Source organism: Veillonella sp. ICM51a (assembly GCF_000524355.1).
In the GTDB taxonomy this organism is placed as follows: domain Bacteria; phylum Bacillota; class Negativicutes; order Veillonellales; family Veillonellaceae; genus Veillonella; species Veillonella atypica.
On record NZ_JAPX01000030.1, the window covers coordinates 45221 to 62104 of the forward strand.

A 16884-nucleotide genomic window follows, 5' to 3' on the forward strand; every position below is an offset into this window, starting at 1 on the left:
TTACGTCTTAGTCTAAATAGGTGGCAAGTTCTTCGTGGGTAACAACCTTAAGTTCGCTGTGGCCATAGCTTGTTGGTACTACAATTTTAATAGTAGCGCCTTCGCTTTTCTTATCGTGCTTAGCAGCTGCTAGGATTTCTTCCTTTGTTACAGTCGTTGTAGTTGGTAAATGATGGGCTTCGATGAGGGATTTTAACTTATCTAGAGCCTCAATATCTAGTTCTCCATGTTTTACCGCACCCTGTGCCATGAGTACCATGCCAATAGCAACCGCATAGCCATGATGAACCTCAAAGTGACTCGCTTTTTCAATGCCGTGACCAAAGGTATGGCCTAGGTTTAAGAGGGCGCGGACGCCAGATTCGCGTTCGTCTTGTTCTACGATATCCGCCTTTGCTTGTACGCATCGCGCAATGACAGCACTAACGCTATCGCGGTGTGTTATCAAGGGCTTATTTTCTAGCTGAGTTAATAAACCTGGTACATCGAGGAAACCATATTTGATGATTTCGCCGCACCCATTTTTCCATTCCATGTCTGGCAATGTATTAAGTGTTTCTGGATCACAGAGGACAAGAATGGGTTGTTTGAAAGCACCCCACAGGTTTTTACCTGCTTCAAGATTGACAGCTGTTTTACCGCCTACAGAGGAGTCTACCGCCGCTAATAGGGAGGTAGGTACCTGTACATAGTCAATGCCACGTAAATAGGTGGCCGCTGCAAAGCCTGCCATATCACCTACGACGCCACCGCCAAGAGCGATGAGAAGGTCCTTGCGTGTTAACGATTGAGCTGCCATATATTCCACTAAATCGATGAGTTGATGAGCGTTTTTTGAGCTTTCACCAGCAGGGAAAACATAATCACAAACCGTATAACCCGCATGCTCCATATTCGCTTTCACAGAACTCAAATAGTGCGATGCTACATTGCTGTCGCTGACGATGATAACACGACAATTTGATTTTAATGGTTTTATATAATCGCTGATGCGTTGTAAAGAACCGTTTTCGATGACGACGTCATACGGCGTGGATGCGTTAATATGGATGCGAGTCATAATAATTCCTTTCTTAAACGAATAAGCTAGTATCTATTATAACGGATACTAGCTTATTTGTGTGATATTTAAGATTATTTAGTGCATTCTACCAATGCTTTACGCAATGCGAATACTTCTTTCATAAGACTAGTGAATTGATCTGGGCGTAATGCTTGAGGGCCATCGCACAATGCTTTGGATGGATTATTGTGAACTTCAATCATAAGGCCGTCTGCACCGCCGCCTACGGATGCAAGTGAAAGTGGGCGAACCATACGGCTCATACCTGCAGCATGGCTAGGGTCCATGATGATTGGCAAGTGAGATAGTTCGTGCATCATAGGAATTGCTGTTACGTCTAATGTATTACGTGTTTTAGGTTCGAATGTACGAATGCCACGTTCGCATAATACGATTTGATCATTGCCTTCAGACATGATGTATTCAGCAGCCATTAACCATTCTTCGTATGTAGCAGATAGACCACGTTTCAACAATACCGGTTTTTTCAATTTGCCCACTTCTTTTAAAAGTGTGAAGTTTTGCATGTTACGAGCACCGATTTGAAGCATGTCTACATTGTCGAAGTATTGCAATTGGGAAATATCCATAACTTCGGATACGATAGGAAGACCAGTTTCTTTTTTAGCTAATTCTAAAAGTTTTAAACCTTCAGGGCCCATGCCTTGGAAGGAGTATGGGGATGTACGAGGTTTGAAAGCGCCACCGCGAAGGATTGTGGCACCTGCATCTTTACATGCTTGGCAGGATGCGAGTACTTGTTCTGGTGTTTCAACGGAGCAAGGACCAGCCATTACAGCGAAGTGACCGCCACCGATAAGTGCACCGCCTACATTGATAACAGAATCTTCTGGGTGGAATTTACGGTTTGCTTTTTTGAAAGGCTCTTGAATACGTGTTACTTTATCTACGAAATCAAGAGATTCAATTTGACGGGAATCAAGGGATGCTGTATCGCCGATAAGACCTAAGATATTATAGTGGGCCCCTTCTACTGGATGGATAACAAGACCTTTTGCTTCTAATTCATTGCGTAATTTTGTTACCTCTGCATCTGTAGCTGTTGTTTTTAATGTGATAATCATAATAAGTCCTCCTCAAATAACAATGCGAATAGTGGGGCCAACCATACGGGATAGCAAACAAAAAAGGGCTACCCGTAGTCTAATACGGGTAGCCCTTTTACTATTCTAAGCAACGATTGATGATTTCTAAATTAGCGTAGCTCAAATAGTTCCTTACCCGTACGTTGGATAAAGAACCAATAAAAGTATTGTTTTGCTACTGTGCTAATTTGGTTAGTCATCTTATTGTTGCTCCTTTCTAAATTTGATGTGTACAGTATAAACCCATTTGAGAATTTTATGCAAGTACTTTTTTTTAAAAAGATACAAAATTCTATAGAAAAAGTTATTTTAACATTACTTTGCCTTTATACTCATGGTAAAATTAAAGGTAGAAAATGCTAGCAATATAAACGTTATAGAACATAATCGGTAAGGAGAGTTATGATTATTCAAATTTTAAATACAATTAACGATGATATTAAACAAATTCGCACAGATGTGTTCATGAAAGAACAAGGCTTTGAAAATGAATTTGATGAAATTGATGAAACCGCAAAATTCGTGCTTTTATTTATAGATGGAAAAGCTGTTGGTACTTGTAGATTTTTCCCAAGTGATATAGCAGGGGATGCTCATATAGGACGTATGGCGGTACGCAAATTATATCGTGGTCAGAATTTGGGCTCAAAAATTATGCATGCTGCAGAAAATGGTATTCGGAGAGATGGATTTAAAACGTGTTCTTTGTCTGCACAGGTACAGGCTAAGCCATTCTACGAGTCTCTTGGATATGTGGCTGAAGGGGAGGAATACCTTGATGAAGGGTGTCCTCATGTGATGATGAGGAAACAGCTATAATATTGCAGTTTAGTATTATTAGAAATATAATCAAGATAAAGGTATGTATTGATTGATATTCGCAGGAGGTGTAACCATGAAACTTGCAGAAGCATTACAGGAACGAGCTGATTTAAATAAGAAAATTAGTGACTTGAGAGGTCGTTTAAATCAAAATAGTTTAGTACAAGAAGGGGAAAGACCTAATGAAGACCCTACCGTGTTGATGCAAGAACTAGAAGCGGTAATTGCTAGACTTCAACAACTTATTAAAGATATTAATCTTACTAACTGTGCAACTATTGTTGAAGGGCGCTCTTTAACGCAAATTATAGCGGAAAAAGAAGGTGCAATTATGCGTTTATCTGCATATCGTGCATTAGCAGATAGCGCAAGTGCTATTAATTATCGTGCCCGTGGTTCGGAAATTAAAATGATAGCAACTGTAAATGTTAGCGAGCTACAAAAAACAGCAGATATAATCTCCAAGGAGATTCGTACTTTAGATAATTTATTACAATTCACTAACTGGACTGTTGATTTAATAGAGTACTAATCACAAGTTGGTAATCAAGATAGGGTGGATACAAAGCCACGATTGCTTAATTCGTAAAAAGATGATATTCCATTACATGTATGGGGCGCTGAAGATATGTATCATGTAAGCCCTTATTGCGTATAAATGTATGGTTATTTTTTATAATGTATTACCATGTATCAACTGTTTTGGTGAGGGTGGCGTTGGGGATAATAAAAAGGGATGCTTTCTATGAAAGCATCCCTTTTTATTATCCTGCTGTATATGGACTAAAGCGTCCTGCAAATAGGTAAGAACCCATTTTACCGAGTTTGGCGGCAAATATAGATCCAATGATACCTAGAATAATCATAATCCACGCATTTTCTGCGTTTACACTGTGAGCTATGGTCATATAGGATTGAATACAGGAAATGATGAAGTAGATAATTGTTAGGTAGATTTTTTGTTTCGGGTATTTTGCAGTTGCCGTTTTAAATCGTAACTTACTGCCAATATATCCTGAAATACCACCAAGAATTACAAGTGCTGGCAGAATCATTGTTACTAATGTGACAACATGGAACAATGTGGCTGCAATAGATGGAATCAATAATGCGATAATAGGAACAAAGAAGGATCCTGTTGTTCCAACGATTGGAAAATGTACACAAATTGGGTGTAAATGAAGGTTTAACATCTTTTCCCGTTTAGGGCTGAGACGACGTGGTTTATATTCCATCCAAACCGTAGGCGGAAAACCACATGCTGGGCAAGGTTGATCCTTTTACATATATATTTAAGTTTAATCTACTCTAAATCATCAAAATCAAATGCCGCTGCCTTTGTATAGTTTGTAACTTTTGCTTCGAAGAAGTCAGTTTTCGTGCTATTCAAGTTGGAGAAGCTTTCAATCCATTCCATAGGGTTTTCCTTGATTTCAGGATATAGATGAGGCAAGCCGATTGCTTCTAAGCGGATGTTCGCAAGGTATTTGATATAGCGTTCGATAAGAACGTTGTTAAGACCGAGGATTTTATCATCAGTGATGTATTGTCCCCAAGCGATTTCGTTCTCTGCACCTTGGCGAATCATGTCAGTAATTTTTGCTTCTAGTTCAGGTGTGAACAAGTCAGGGCGTTCACGGCGTAACTCACGGATGATGTTTTGGAATAATACAAGGTGAGTTACTTCGTCGCGGTTGATATATTTGAAGATTGTAGATGTAGCTGTCATTTTACCTTGGCGTGCCAATGTATAGAAGAAGCTAAAGCCGGAGTAGAAGTAGATACCTTCTAAGATATAGTTAGCAATGATTGTATGAATAAGGTTTGCTTCGCTAGGATCATCGCTGAAACGTTGGTATGCATCGGCGATGAAGCGGTTACGTTCAAGCAACGTTTTATCTGTACGCCATTCGTCATAAATTTTGTCACGTGTAATAGGGTTTGTTACTGTGTCCAAAATGTAGGAATAACTTTGGGCGTGAATTTCTTCTTGGAATGCTTGAATATTCAATAAAGATGCCACTTCAGATGCTGTAATATAGCGGCTTAAGTTAGGCAAGTTTTCAGATTGAATAGAATCAAGGAAATTCAAGAACGCAATGATTTTATCGAATGCGCGGCGTTCATAATCTGTTAAGTAGGGGAATTGCTTAACGTCTTCGTTCAAGGAAATCTCTTCAGGAATCCAGAAGTTGTTGAGCATTGTACGGTACATTTGGTTTGCCCAGTCGTATTTGATACGGTTCCATTCGCGAAGGTTTGTTGTGTTACCGCCAATCATAGATTGCGTGCCACGTTCACCATGTTCGTTGAAAATCAGTTTTTTATCCATAGTAGGACTCCTCTTTATACAACGATGCGACCTATATTGCTATAGGCCGTCATCAGATTTATAGTTTGTGTAAATTATAGCAATGATATTTTAACTATTACGAAGAACAGCTAGTACATTCGTCCATTTCGAGGGATTGGTTACGAATGTAGTAAATCGTTTTAATCCCTTGTTTATATGCCTCAACATACAGGTCGAGAATTTCTTTTGCTTTCATTTGAGGTGTGATATACAAGTTGAAAGATTGTGCTTGGTCAATATGACGTTGACGTACGCCACAAGCTTTGATGGACCATTGTTGGTCGATTGTATGAGCCTCTTTGTAGAGCCAGAATGTTTTGTCGTTTAAATCTGGTGCAGTTTTTGGAGTGAAAGAACCTTTCTTCTCTTCGATGAAGAATTTTTTGAAGATAGGGTCAATACCAGCCGTTGTGTTCGCAATGTTGGAAGTAGAACCAGTAGGAGCTACGGCCATCAAGTAACCATTGCGGATGCCGTATTTAGCAACGTCTGCAGCCAATTGTTTCCAACGATCGGATGTATAGCCACGACGCGTGAAGTATTCACCGGTTTCCCATTCGGAACCTTTGAACGCTGGGTATGCACCTTTTTCTTTTGCTAATTCCATGGAAGCTTTAATAGCATAGTATGCAATGTTTTCAAACAGTTTGTCCGCTGTTTCGATGTGTTCATCGGATTCCCATTGGATATTGTGGTTTACAAGGTAGTGGTGGTAACCGGAAGTACCAAGGCCTATAGCGCGGTATTTGTCAGAGGTCATGCGGGACTCTGGTACTGGTGCTTGGTTAATGGAAATAACATTGTCTAGCATACGAATTTGAAGAACTATGTTTTCTTCTAATTCTTCGTCAGTAATGCGACCCAGGCTGATGGAGTTCAAGTTACATGTAACCATGTCGCCTGTATTTGTTTTCGTAGTAATAGTGCCATCTTCGTTGATGATTTCTTCTTCAAGATTTGTGAAACCAACGTTTTGTGCGATTTCGTGGCATAAGTTGGACGCGTAAATCATACCGGCATGTTTGTTAGGATTTGCAGCATTTACTGTATCGCGGAAGAAGATGAACGGAGTACCAGTTTCAACAGCGGAGCGCATGATTTTTTTCATCATGTCTAGTGCTGGAACTTCAATGCCGTGTAAGTTAGGATCTTGTTCACATTCGAGGTAACGTTTTGTGAACTCATTATTGTCATCCGTATCGTAGTAGTCCTCTAAGGCGTAGCCTTTCACAGTCAAGACTTCGTGAGGGTCGAAGAGGGTGAAGTTTTCACGGGCAATCATGCGTTCCATGAAGATGTTTGGAACAGAGATAGCAGGGAAGATATCGTGCGCTTTACGACGGTCATCGCCATTGTTTGTACGAAGCTCTACGAATTCGTAAAAGTCTTTGTGCCAAATATCGAGTGTTACTGTAGCGCCACCCTTACGTTTGCCCAATTGGTCAACTGCAACAGCAGTATCGTTGTACAAGCGAATCCAAGGGATAACGCCACCGGAGGAATTTTTAAACCCGCGGATATCGGAGTTCAATGCACGAACCTTGCCAAGGTAAATACCAAGGGCACCACCGTGTTTGGATACGCGGGAGAATTTACTGTTTACGTCGTAAATGGACCATAGGTTGTCATCTACACCAGAGATGAAACAAGAGGACAATTGATGGAATGGTGTACCTGCATTTGCCAATGTAGGTGTAGCTGTTGTCATCTTTAATTGGCTCATCAAATCATAGAATTTTTTAGCGTATTTTACTTTGTTTTCGCCTTCTACCAATGCCAAGTGCATCGCGATAGCCATGAAACGTTCTTGTGGTAATTCATAGATTTCTTTATTGAAGCCTTTTACTAAGTAACGGTCAGCCAACAATTTAAGGCCTTCGTAGTTGAAGAGGTAGTCACGTTTAGGTTTGATGTAATCACCTAACTCTTGTAATTCGTCAGGAGTATATTCTGTAACGAAGAAGTCAGCGTATTTTTTCTCTTCTACAAGCATGTGTACAAGATTTGGAAAGTTCCCATATCCAAATGCTTTATAACGGCGTGTGATAGCAGCTTCTTTGTAGAGATCGAACAAGAAAAGACGAGCCGCTACGAACTGCCAATCTTGGTTCATTTTGTTAACTTGGTTGCCGAAACCGTCGTCTTTCTTAGAGATAACCTTTTCGATAGCTGTTTGTACCAAAGTTTTTTGAATTTCCTTAGTCGTCATGCCATCGACGAATTGTAATTTCGCATCCATTTCCAATTCTAGTGGATCACAAGAATCTAACCCCAAGCATGCGAAGGCAATCATTCGTTTCGTTTTCTCTACGGATAGCGGTTCAAAATGGCCATCCCGTTTCTTGATCATAATCTCCATTATGGTTCCCCTTACATCGTAAATTTATCTAAAATCATCTGTAGAATTTGCGTAAATCATATATGGAACTTTTACGCTACATCTAATCAGAAAAATAAGAAAACTACTATATATTGTAGTTTTCTTATTTGTTAAATACATTATGTAATGATTATAGCGAAAAAAATCTATATATTCAATATTGACTTTTTTGAATTTATCAATATGGTTAGATTAAATTTATCGATATAGTTTGTGATTAATTTTATTATAGATAAATACTATATGATTTATAATAAATATAGCTTTACAATAGGAGGTTAGCTATGAAATCTATCGTTATATATTCGTCCCTTACGGGAAATACTAAACAAGTGGCAGAGGCTATTACTAGCGTATTGCCAGCAGATACACTTTGCGTATCTATGAAAGAGTTACCACCCGATGTAGCATCCTATGATCTTGTATTTGCAGGATTTTGGGTGGATAAAGGGACAGCTAATAAGGAGGCCCGTGATGTACTAGGTACATTACATAACCCTCACATTGCTCTGTTTGCCACGGCAGGCGTACCACCGCAAATGGCACATGCTAAGGAGAGCTTAATTAATGCAGCAAATTGTTTACCCGATGGCGTAGAGCCTGTAGGAACCTTCATCTGCCAAGGTAAGGTAGATCCTAAGGTTATAGAAATGATGTACAAGATGTTCCCGAAAGGGCATAGCCACGGTCAATCTGCTGATCGCGATGCACGTCATAAGCAAGCCGCAGTCCATCCAAATGAGGATGATTTCAAGGCAGCAATGGAATTTGCTAAGCATGTATTAGACTCCATTTAAATCAATAAACAGCAGTGTTACACATGGCACTGCTGTTTTATTTTTATATATATTGACGAACGTTTTTAGGTACATTACGATAAGAATATAATGATGTAAAGAAAAGAGGTCGATTACATGGAATTCTCATACTTTTTACCTGTAAATATCCAATTCGGTTGGAATAAAGTAGATAATGTTGCTGGTTTTGCTGCACCGTATGGCAAGAAAGCACTTATTGTAACTGGTCGTACTAGTGCCAAAAAATCTGGTTTATATGACCGGGTGGTAGCAAAGCTTGATACGGCCCATATTGAACATGTTCTTTTTGACCAAGTGGATGCCAATCCGTTGACTACGACTGCCTTAGACGGCGCTGCTTTAGCTAAATCTGAGAGCTGTGATATGGTTATTGCCATCGGCGGTGGGTCTATTATGGATTGTGCAAAGGGCATTGCTTTTATGGCTGTGAATGATGGCGACATTAATGATTATATCTTTAACCGTAAAACGAGTGATAATGCGTTACCGCTTATTGTGATTCCAACCACTTGTGGCACGGGTTCTGAAGGCAATGGTTTTGGTGTTCTTACTAATCCTGAAACAGGTGATAAGAAATCTTTGCGTTGTAATGCCATCGTGCCTAAGGTATCTATCGTAGACCCTGCTGTAATGGGGACTATGCCTCCTCATGTGTTGGCATCTGTTGGTTTCGATGCATTGTGTCACAATATCGAGGCGTACACATCTAAAACTGCGCAACCTTTCACCGATGCACTAGCTCATTATGCAGTAACATTACTAGCACAATATCTTGTACCCCTATATAAACATGTGAAAGCGATTGCTAATGATCAAGAACCTATACTTAATGAAAAACAATTAACGAAAGCATGGGAGTCCGTTACATTGGCTAGCACTATTGGCGGTATGGTTATCAATACAGCAGGCGTCACACTTGGTCATGGTATGGAACACCCTGCTAGTGGCCTTAAAGATATTACCCATGGTGTTGGTCTTGCAGTTATTGAACCTGTTGTAGTGGAATACACATGGAGCGCTAACCCTGAAAAATTTAATGCATTGGCACGTATATTTAACCATGGTGATGGTTCTGAGCTGGGGGAAGCATTACGTCTAATCGTACATGACCTAGACCTTACTACAAACCTTACAAAATTAGGATTTAAGAAAAAAGACATTCCATGGCTCGTGGATAATGTATATGTTGTAGCTACAGGCAATATAGCTAATACAGTAGCTAAAATAAGCCGTGAAGATATAGAAGTGTTGTATAAGAAAATGTTTTAGTAATAGTAGTATAGGGAGAGAGTTTTGGTTCGCATATTTTATGGCTTATTAACTGCATATATAATTATATTGTTTATAGTAGCAATGCTATTTAATATAGCACCTATAACATATATTGTATTTGGCATAGCAATAGTATTGAGTTTATTACTACAATATGAGTGGTTTAAGAAACATGCTTTATCTGAAAAAACACATGTTAAATTGATTTGCTGCGTATTTATTATATTTAATTTGTGTTTAGCTGGACTTGTTGCGGATTGGCTTAAATATGATATTAATACAAGCTTCGATCAAATTGAGGATTTTGAGTATAGTACAACTGATTGGAAAAGGGGTTGGCCTAACAATCGTGAATTACCAGAGGGACTAAAATCTCCTGAACAGCTTCCGGAAGGTATTGATAAGGTATCTATGGTACGAACGGATGTGGCCTGGGCCACTGCGTATCCTTATCGTTATGTAGTGTTAGAAGGGAATCCTAAAGTAATTGCGCAATATGAGGCAATTGCAAAACAACATGCATCCTATATGGCTAAGATTGATAGATATTATAGGTTACTAGATTTAGAAAGTGGGGAGGTAAAGCGTTTTATATCTCATCCTGATAGTTATTACGTTATAGATAGTATCGAGGAAGAACCTCTAAATTTATCAAAAAGGAATTTTATAGAGTGGTTGCGCTTTGCACCTCGAAAAGAAACAAAAACAGTAGTTAAGGATACATATAATTCTACTCAGGATCATAGACTATATGTATTTGTTGATGATGGTAATACAAAAAGGCCTCATTTTGTGGAACTTTTAATTAGTAATGATGGAACACGAGCTATATTTTATCAGTCTAAGTAGGCCAATAAGGCCTTGGATAAATTTGGTTGTGGAGAGAGTAAATGCGACAGTGTGTAATGTATCTAAAGGAATTATTTTTAGGTGCGCCTTATAGAAAGAGCATATGGTTTTTTATAATTCTATGGATATTAACATTTTTATTATCGGATTATATCTCATACTCTGGGTTATACTATCTGATTTTATTAATAGCTACGATTGTCTTATTGCTTGAAAAGTGTGGAGTGCTTGATAGTGAGGCAGCTATACGAAAAAGATTTTTAACATATTTTTATGTAATCTTTTTTCTATGTATGCTTCCTACATTAGCTGTTACTTTAGTATTTTCTGCTGTGGGGATATCCCATTATGATACACAACGATGGCACTCTACATGGCCCTCATCTAAGGCGGGGTATATTCCGACTCCATTACAAACACCTAAGTCTTTACCGGAGAGTTTGAAAGTGATTTCTTCTGCAGAAGTAATTGGAATAGGTGGAAATCAAAGCTGTTTAGTATTAGATGGTGATAAGGCTACGATTTCACAGTATGAGGAATCTGTTAAATCTAATGCTTGGTATTCGTTTATAAATGGTAGGGAAAAAGATACTACAGTTAAGTTGCTTCGTGAGTTCAAGCAGCCGAAAGATAGAAGTGTATTATTTAGTGATGTGGACGATTACTATAAGGTTATTACCATTCGACGACAAAACTGGAAATTATTTCCATGGTTAATTAATGGTACACAGAGTGTTGGTGATGATCCTGACTCAGATTATTATTATAGTACTCGGATGTCAGCAGAGAAATACGTGGTATATGTTGTTTACCATAATTTTGATCAGGATCAGCCCAGAGTCATTTATTTTATGTTTAATCCAGAGCGAACCCGTATGATTACTATGGATATAGACTTTTGGCACTAGATTTTACTAGAGCATCTATATAAAAGTAGGAATAATATTTGAACATATTACAATATATTCACATATTGTAATTGACATATTTAAAACATATCTTTATAATGGGTTTTACAAAGAGACTCGGATGTGATTAATTATCCCAGCCCCTAGGGCTGGGGTTTCTTTATTAGTCTCTAGTAGTTTTATTAGTAGAGAGGTGTTTTTATGGCAGACCCAAATAACAAAAATGTTGATGCCTTAGCGCAAGAGATTACCTTGAAAAGTCGTGGTCAAGGCAAATTACGTCAATTTATTTTATGGATGGGTGCACTTATCATTGGTGCTATCTTAGGATGGCAACATATTCCTGTTCTTAATGACTTATTTAATTTCATTGCTGCAGTGTTTACACATTTATTTCAATTTATCGCAATACCTACTGTGTCACTAGCAGTTATTACCACATTATCCATGTTGGGTGCTAAGAAGGATACAGGACGTATCTTTGGTCATGCAGTTACTTATACATTGTTAACAACAATTTGTGCGGCTGCCGTTGGACTTGCTTTATTCCTTTGGATTGCGCCAGGCAACTTACCACTTGATGTAATCGGTGCCGGTGCAGCGCAAGTACCTGAAAAATTAGGTCACGTAACATATTACGACCATTTCTTATCTGTTATTCCTAACAATATCTTGAAACCGTATTTAGAAGGTAACGTATTGTCCGTTATGTTCATTTCTGCTTCTGTTGGCTTAGCGTTTGCTTTCATGCCTCGTACAGAAGGCCGCGAAGCAGTATTGAAGGTGTTATTCGGTTTACAAGAATTACTATTCACATTGATTAGAGGTTTACTCTACGTTTTACCAATCGGTATCCTTGCTTTTGCAGGCCAATTATCTGCACAAATCGAAGCGGGTGTCATCGTTGGTGCATTAGGTAAATATACAGCTGTTGTAATCGGCGGTAACTTGATTCAATTCTTTATTGTAATTCCATTGTTCTTGTTGTTCCGTGGCTTAAACCCTATCGATGTATTCCGCAAAATGTCTCCAGCTGTAGCTGTTGCATTGTTTACAAAATCCTCAGCTGCTACATTGCCTGTAACATTAGCATCTGCAGAAGACAATTTGAAAGCACATCCTTCTGTAGCGCGTTTCGTATTGCCAATTTGTACAACAATTAACATGAATGGTTGCGCAGCTTTCATTCTTGTTACATCCTTGTTTGTAATGCAAAATGCAGGCATTGAACTAACAGCTGGTACTATGGTAGCTTGGCTCTTCATCGCTGTTCTTGCAGCCATCGGTAATGCAGGGGTTCCAATGGGTTGCTATTTCTTAACATTATCCTTGATGAGCTCCATTGGCGCGCCAATCGGTTTACTTGGTATTATCTTGCCAATCTATACGATTATCGACATGATTGAAACGGCCGAAAACGTTTGGTCCGATGCATCTGTATGTGCCATGGTTGATAATGATTTGAAAGGTACATTAGACGATCCTGACTCTCATGATGATATGCCTCAATTCCAAGGTGCGTAGATTGTACTTTACAAAAGCATAATATATAAATAGGTTGCCTCTTATATGTGAGGCAACCTATTTTGCTTTCAAATAAAAAAATATAATATTGTGCTATTTCTACTGTTTTCTGGAAAACGATTATTGGTATAATGAAGAAAAGGGGGATGACTATGGATAGACAATTGAGCGCATACTTAAATGGACGAGATCCACAAGTGGCCACAGATATTGATGTTATAACGGCTGCGGTGGCAGTGCCATTAGTTGAAGTTGATGGTGAGGATCATGTCCTATTTACTGTGCGTAGTCAGACCTTACGTAGACAGCCTGGTGAAATTAGCTTTCCTGGTGGACATTGTGAAAGCACTGATAAAACAGGAGCTGATGCGGCCATTCGTGAATGCTCGGAAGAACTAGGAATCGATACAAGTCAAATTGAAGTACTGGGACCTCTAGATTGTTTAGTCTCTGCCATTGGCGTGAAACTACATGCAGTGGCCGTACGTTTACATACATCTGAGTTTAATCCAAACCCAGACGAAGTAGGAGAAATTTTTACGGTGCCATTGTCGTATTTACTTGAAATGGAACCTACTGTAGGTCATTTGGATATTGGTACAAAACCGTTGCGAGACTTTCCATTCCACCTATTAGAAGGATATCAAATAGACTGGAAGATTCGTCAAAATTACTCGGTTTATTTTTATCCCTATAAACAATATACAATATGGGGATTAACAGGTAGGGTACTTAAAAATTTCCTAGATTTATATGGACAAGGTAATACGATTAAAAATGAAAGATAATGAAATAGCTTCATTTGATAAAGAATTGAATAAATTCCTCCAACCTAAATGCCTTATTCCTGGTGGTCTAGGACTGTGGGAAACTTATTTTCGTAGAATCTGTACTGCTTGGGGCTGTATTGACAGTGAAATCAGACCGCAGCACATCATATTTTCCGCCGATAATGGGTGCAATATGGAAGGCTATGTAGGTTATAACTATGAAGTAACACAGAAGCAGTCTCGAAATATGGTGCTTGGGAATACAGCTGCTACACTATTTTGTAAATTCAATACTATTCCTTATGAGGTTGTCGATGTAGGGATTGCCTCAGAGGATGGTATTGGTGTTGATTGTAAGGTTGCAAAAGGCACAAAGAATATCTTGCATGGTCCAGCTATGACATCCGAAGAGTTTAATGCTGCCTTTCAAGCTGGGTATGAACGGGTAGAATATTACGTAGCACAAAAAATTAATTTGTTTTCTTTTGGAGAAATGGGGCTAGGGAATACTACGACATCTGCCTGTGTCTTATCTGCATTGACGAAGGCTACTCCAGAGGAAACAGTCGGTTTTGGATCATGGCCTGATAAGCCGGATTTGATGAAGCGTAAGATTGATTTTGTGCGACAAGTATTAGACTTTCATCAGGATTATTTGGATGTGTCAAATGAAATTGATAGGGTTCATACCATAATAGCTCGTGTAGGAGGATTTGATATTGCGGCCATTACCGGTGCCATGATAGCCTGTACAGAGCATCGTGTTCCATTTGTCATTGATGGTTTTATTACGGCCGTAGCGGCAGCTTGTGCTACGCATATAAATCCACAAGTTGAGGACTATGCATTACCATCCCATCATTCAAGAGAACGAGGTATGGATATAGCGTTGGCGGAGGTTGGCCTTACCCGAGATATGGTTCCTATTCAAGCTCAAATGGCTATGGGCGAGGGGACGGGGGCTATTTTAATGGTACAAATGCTTAGAACTACGCATCATATGTTCGTCAACGTAGGCACGTTTGCAGATATAATGAAATTATAGAATATATACAAGAAACGCTCAGTTTTAAACTGAGCGTTTTGTCATATCTGTATTGAATTAATATTGTATGGTTCGTATATCATTTAAAATTTGAGCTATATCCAAATGATTTTGATGTAATACATCTTCCGGTTTGTATCGGTCGTAGAATTGTTTGGAAATACCATAGTTTAAGACTTTCATGGATGTTTTTCCATAATAGCTAGCAATCTTTTGACCATAGCCACCTTCCAGCTCACCATCTTCTAGGGTAATGACGATTTGGTGATCCTTTGTTAATTGATTTAATGTGCCGGTGTCCAAACTAGAAATGCAAAGCGGTTTTATAATGGTCGGAGAAATTTGCATTGTGTCTTGTATTGCGTGGCCAAGTTCGATAGCTTTATGGTAGAAATTACCGACACCTATGATGGCAATCGTATTACCGGATTGGGTTATGCCATACGATGTGACGGGACTATCTGTTGTATTGGATTGATTGGTGTCATGAATCGGTATCCCTACAGGAATGCGTATGGCGATAGGGTGATTGTGCTGCTCCAAGCCATAATGAATGGCCGATTCTAATTCTTCTACTGTTGTAGGGGATAGGTACATGAGGTTTGGCATGTTGCCGAGCATGGTAATATCGTTGAATCCAAGGTGTGTCATGTCCTTGTTACCATAAATGGATGCACGATATACAAGGATCAGTGCACTGCTATTGTTAATACATAGGTCATTAATGACTTGGTCGTAAGCACGTTGTAAAAATGTACTGTAAATCGGTAAAATCGGCGTGCCACCATTATGGGCGATGCCGGCAAGTAATGTTGTGGCGTGCTCTTCTGCAATGCCTACGTCGATATATTGGTTACCTAGTTTTTCACGTATATCCTTCGTTAAGCAGAATCCGCCAGGTGTAGCAGCTGTAACGATACATGCAGCTTTATTTTGCTCTAGTGTATCGATGAGTTGTTTTGCAACGATAGATTCATAGCTATTGGTATAGCGTTTTTTTGTTTCCCCTGTGTCAATATCAAATCCAGATGGATTGTGAAAGCTTTCAGGATTGGTAATAGCCTTGTCGTAACCGTAACCCTTTGTCGTATGGATGTGGAGTACTATCGGTGTTGTCTCTGCTTTACATTCTGTTAGAGCCTTGATTACGGTTGGCAACGAATTGCCATCGTCGACGTAACGATACGAAAAGCCTAGAGCTTTAAAGATATTATTAGGGCTTTCACCATTAGTTTCGCGCAATCGTTGAAGATGGCTATACAAACCGCCGTGATTTTCCGCAATAGATTGATCGTTGTCGTTGATGATGATCAAACATTGAGAGGCCATTGTAGCTAAATGATTCAATGCTTCATAAGCTTCGCCACCAGAGAGCGCTCCGTCGCCGATTAAAGTAATAATTGGATGCGTCTTATGCTGTAAATCGCGTCCAATCATGAGTCCACAAGCTAAACTGAGGCTTGTAGAAGCATGGCCTAGGTGAAATGCGTCGTAGGTGCTTTCATCAGGATTACTATAACCGGATACGGTGTGAAATTTGTCCTTATCCTTAAAGCCTTCGTGACGGCCTGTTAAAATCTTATGAGCATAACTTTGATGGGAAATATCAAATATAAATTGAGAATCATCAAGGCCGAACACATGATGCAAGGCAACAATAATGTCAGTGGCTCCTAAGGATGAACCGATGTGACCGCCAATGTGTGATGTTCTATGGATGATTAAGTTTCGTATATGTTGTGCGATGACCTCGAGCTCTGATATAGAGCAGTCGCGCAAGTCGCTAGGAATTTGAATATCTGTCAGTTCCATAGGTCTCCTACATGATCCATACTAATGGATAAATCAATTACAGTTAATGAAATATATAACTCATTAATAGCTATTATAACATTATAGAGTAAAATTATTTATAAACAAAAAGAAAGTTCGATATATTTAGATATAACTCTAACTCTATATGTAAAGTGACTG

At 39.1% G+C, this 16884-nt stretch carries 15 protein-coding genes; 9 read left to right on the top strand and 6 right to left on the bottom strand.

Features of this window, described 5'->3' with window-relative positions; translation table 11 throughout:
* Positions 1–7 precede the first annotated feature (7 nt).
* Together aroB and aroF are read right to left on the bottom strand one after the other, a co-directional pair.
* Positions 8–1060: a 3-dehydroquinate synthase gene (gene aroB / locus HMPREF1504_RS05070; protein ID WP_038123972.1), complete on the bottom strand. Its 1053-nt coding sequence runs from the start codon at positions 1058–1060 to the stop codon at positions 8–10.
* Between the two features lie 74 nt (positions 1061–1134).
* Positions 1135–2148 (bottom strand): 3-deoxy-7-phosphoheptulonate synthase, encoded by a 1014-nt coding sequence (aroF, locus tag HMPREF1504_RS05075; RefSeq protein WP_038123974.1) that lies wholly within the window; start codon positions 2146–2148, stop codon positions 1135–1137.
* A 423-nt stretch (positions 2149–2571) separates the two neighbouring features.
* Between aroF and HMPREF1504_RS05080 the strand changes: the two genes are divergently transcribed.
* Both HMPREF1504_RS05080 and HMPREF1504_RS05085 read left to right on the top strand, forming a co-directional pair.
* Positions 2572–2988 carry a GNAT family N-acetyltransferase gene (locus HMPREF1504_RS05080; RefSeq protein ID WP_038123977.1) on the top strand — a complete coding sequence of 139 codons (417 nt, stop codon included), beginning with the start codon at positions 2572–2574 and terminating at the stop codon, positions 2986–2988.
* Between the two features lie 76 nt (positions 2989–3064).
* The gene (locus HMPREF1504_RS05085) at positions 3065–3523 is read left to right on the top strand and encodes a DIP1984 family protein (protein WP_038123979.1); all 459 of its coding nucleotides are present in this window, start codon (positions 3065–3067) and stop codon (positions 3521–3523) included.
* Between the two features lie 232 nt (positions 3524–3755).
* Here HMPREF1504_RS05085 and HMPREF1504_RS05090 read toward each other — a convergent pair whose 3' ends face one another.
* From HMPREF1504_RS05090 to HMPREF1504_RS05100, 3 genes are all read right to left on the bottom strand, one after another.
* The gene (locus HMPREF1504_RS05090) at positions 3756–4184 is read right to left on the bottom strand and encodes a hypothetical protein (RefSeq protein WP_232203321.1); all 429 of its coding nucleotides are present in this window, start codon (positions 4182–4184) and stop codon (positions 3756–3758) included.
* A 110-nt stretch (positions 4185–4294) separates the two neighbouring features.
* The gene (locus tag HMPREF1504_RS05095; RefSeq protein ID WP_038123980.1) at positions 4295–5323 is read right to left on the bottom strand and encodes a ribonucleotide-diphosphate reductase subunit beta; all 1029 of its coding nucleotides are present in this window, start codon (positions 5321–5323) and stop codon (positions 4295–4297) included.
* A gap of 97 nt (positions 5324–5420) precedes the next feature.
* On the bottom strand, positions 5421–7703 hold the full coding sequence (locus HMPREF1504_RS05100; protein ID WP_038123981.1) for a ribonucleoside-diphosphate reductase subunit alpha: 2283 nt from the start codon (positions 7701–7703) through the stop codon (positions 5421–5423).
* A gap of 305 nt (positions 7704–8008) precedes the next feature.
* On the opposite strand from HMPREF1504_RS05100, the gene HMPREF1504_RS05105 reads away from it, so the two are divergent.
* From HMPREF1504_RS05105 to HMPREF1504_RS05135, 7 genes are all read left to right on the top strand, one after another.
* Positions 8009–8521: a flavodoxin family protein gene (locus tag HMPREF1504_RS05105; protein ID WP_038123983.1), complete on the top strand. Its 513-nt coding sequence runs from the start codon at positions 8009–8011 to the stop codon at positions 8519–8521.
* 117 nt (positions 8522–8638) lie between these two features.
* Entirely contained in the window at positions 8639–9811 is a 1173-nt protein-coding gene (locus tag HMPREF1504_RS05110) for an iron-containing alcohol dehydrogenase (RefSeq protein WP_038123985.1), read from the top strand.
* Positions 9812–9835: 24 nt separating this feature from the next.
* Positions 9836–10663: a hypothetical protein gene (locus tag HMPREF1504_RS05115; protein WP_038123987.1), complete on the top strand. Its 828-nt coding sequence runs from the start codon at positions 9836–9838 to the stop codon at positions 10661–10663.
* A 41-nt stretch (positions 10664–10704) separates the two neighbouring features.
* Entirely contained in the window at positions 10705–11571 is an 867-nt protein-coding gene (locus tag HMPREF1504_RS05120; RefSeq protein ID WP_038123990.1) for a hypothetical protein, read from the top strand.
* 201 nt (positions 11572–11772) lie between these two features.
* The gene (locus HMPREF1504_RS05125) at positions 11773–13095 is read left to right on the top strand and encodes a dicarboxylate/amino acid:cation symporter (RefSeq protein WP_038123993.1); all 1323 of its coding nucleotides are present in this window, start codon (positions 11773–11775) and stop codon (positions 13093–13095) included.
* Between the two features lie 152 nt (positions 13096–13247).
* Positions 13248–13883, top strand: a complete 636-nt coding sequence (locus HMPREF1504_RS05130; RefSeq protein WP_038123995.1) for a CoA pyrophosphatase — start codon at positions 13248–13250, stop codon at positions 13881–13883.
* On the top strand, positions 13873–14910 hold the full coding sequence (locus HMPREF1504_RS05135) for a nicotinate-nucleotide--dimethylbenzimidazole phosphoribosyltransferase (protein WP_038123997.1): 1038 nt from the start codon (positions 13873–13875) through the stop codon (positions 14908–14910). Before HMPREF1504_RS05130 ends, HMPREF1504_RS05135 begins: the two co-directional genes overlap by 11 nt.
* Before the next feature lie 57 nt (positions 14911–14967).
* Here the strand turns inward: HMPREF1504_RS05135 and HMPREF1504_RS05140 are convergent, their stop codons facing one another.
* Positions 14968–16722, bottom strand: coding sequence for a 1-deoxy-D-xylulose-5-phosphate synthase (locus tag HMPREF1504_RS05140; protein ID WP_038123999.1), 1755 nt, complete (start codon positions 16720–16722; stop codon positions 14968–14970).
* Positions 16723–16884 lie beyond the last annotated feature (162 nt).

What these genes read in the sequence shown, in the direction of transcription:
- HMPREF1504_RS05105 (WP_038123983.1), top strand. Translation starts at nt 8,009, where the DNA reads ATGAAATCTATCGTTATATATTCGTCCCTTACGGGAAATACTAAACAA.
- HMPREF1504_RS05120 (WP_038123990.1), top strand. Translation starts at nt 10,705, where the DNA reads ATGCGACAGTGTGTAATGTATCTAAAGGAATTATTTTTAGGTGCGCCT.
- HMPREF1504_RS05125 (WP_038123993.1), top strand. Translation starts at nt 11,773, where the DNA reads ATGGCAGACCCAAATAACAAAAATGTTGATGCCTTAGCGCAAGAGATT.
- HMPREF1504_RS05095 (WP_038123980.1), bottom strand. Translation starts at nt 5,323, where the DNA reads ATGGATAAAAAACTGATTTTCAACGAACATGGTGAACGTGGCACGCAA.
- HMPREF1504_RS05135 (WP_038123997.1), top strand. Translation starts at nt 13,873, where the DNA reads ATGAAAGATAATGAAATAGCTTCATTTGATAAAGAATTGAATAAATTC.
- HMPREF1504_RS05100 (WP_038123981.1), bottom strand. Translation starts at nt 7,703, where the DNA reads ATGGAGATTATGATCAAGAAACGGGATGGCCATTTTGAACCGCTATCC.
- HMPREF1504_RS05140 (WP_038123999.1), bottom strand. Translation starts at nt 16,722, where the DNA reads ATGGAACTGACAGATATTCAAATTCCTAGCGACTTGCGCGACTGCTCT.
- HMPREF1504_RS05090 (WP_232203321.1), bottom strand. Translation starts at nt 4,184, where the DNA reads ATGTTAAACCTTCATTTACACCCAATTTGTGTACATTTTCCAATCGTT.
- aroB (WP_038123972.1), bottom strand. Translation starts at nt 1,060, where the DNA reads ATGACTCGCATCCATATTAACGCATCCACGCCGTATGACGTCGTCATC.
- HMPREF1504_RS05080 (WP_038123977.1), top strand. Translation starts at nt 2,572, where the DNA reads ATGATTATTCAAATTTTAAATACAATTAACGATGATATTAAACAAATT.
- HMPREF1504_RS05110 (WP_038123985.1), top strand. Translation starts at nt 8,639, where the DNA reads ATGGAATTCTCATACTTTTTACCTGTAAATATCCAATTCGGTTGGAAT.
- aroF (WP_038123974.1), bottom strand. Translation starts at nt 2,148, where the DNA reads ATGATTATCACATTAAAAACAACAGCTACAGATGCAGAGGTAACAAAA.
- HMPREF1504_RS05130 (WP_038123995.1), top strand. Translation starts at nt 13,248, where the DNA reads ATGGATAGACAATTGAGCGCATACTTAAATGGACGAGATCCACAAGTG.
- HMPREF1504_RS05085 (WP_038123979.1), top strand. Translation starts at nt 3,065, where the DNA reads ATGAAACTTGCAGAAGCATTACAGGAACGAGCTGATTTAAATAAGAAA.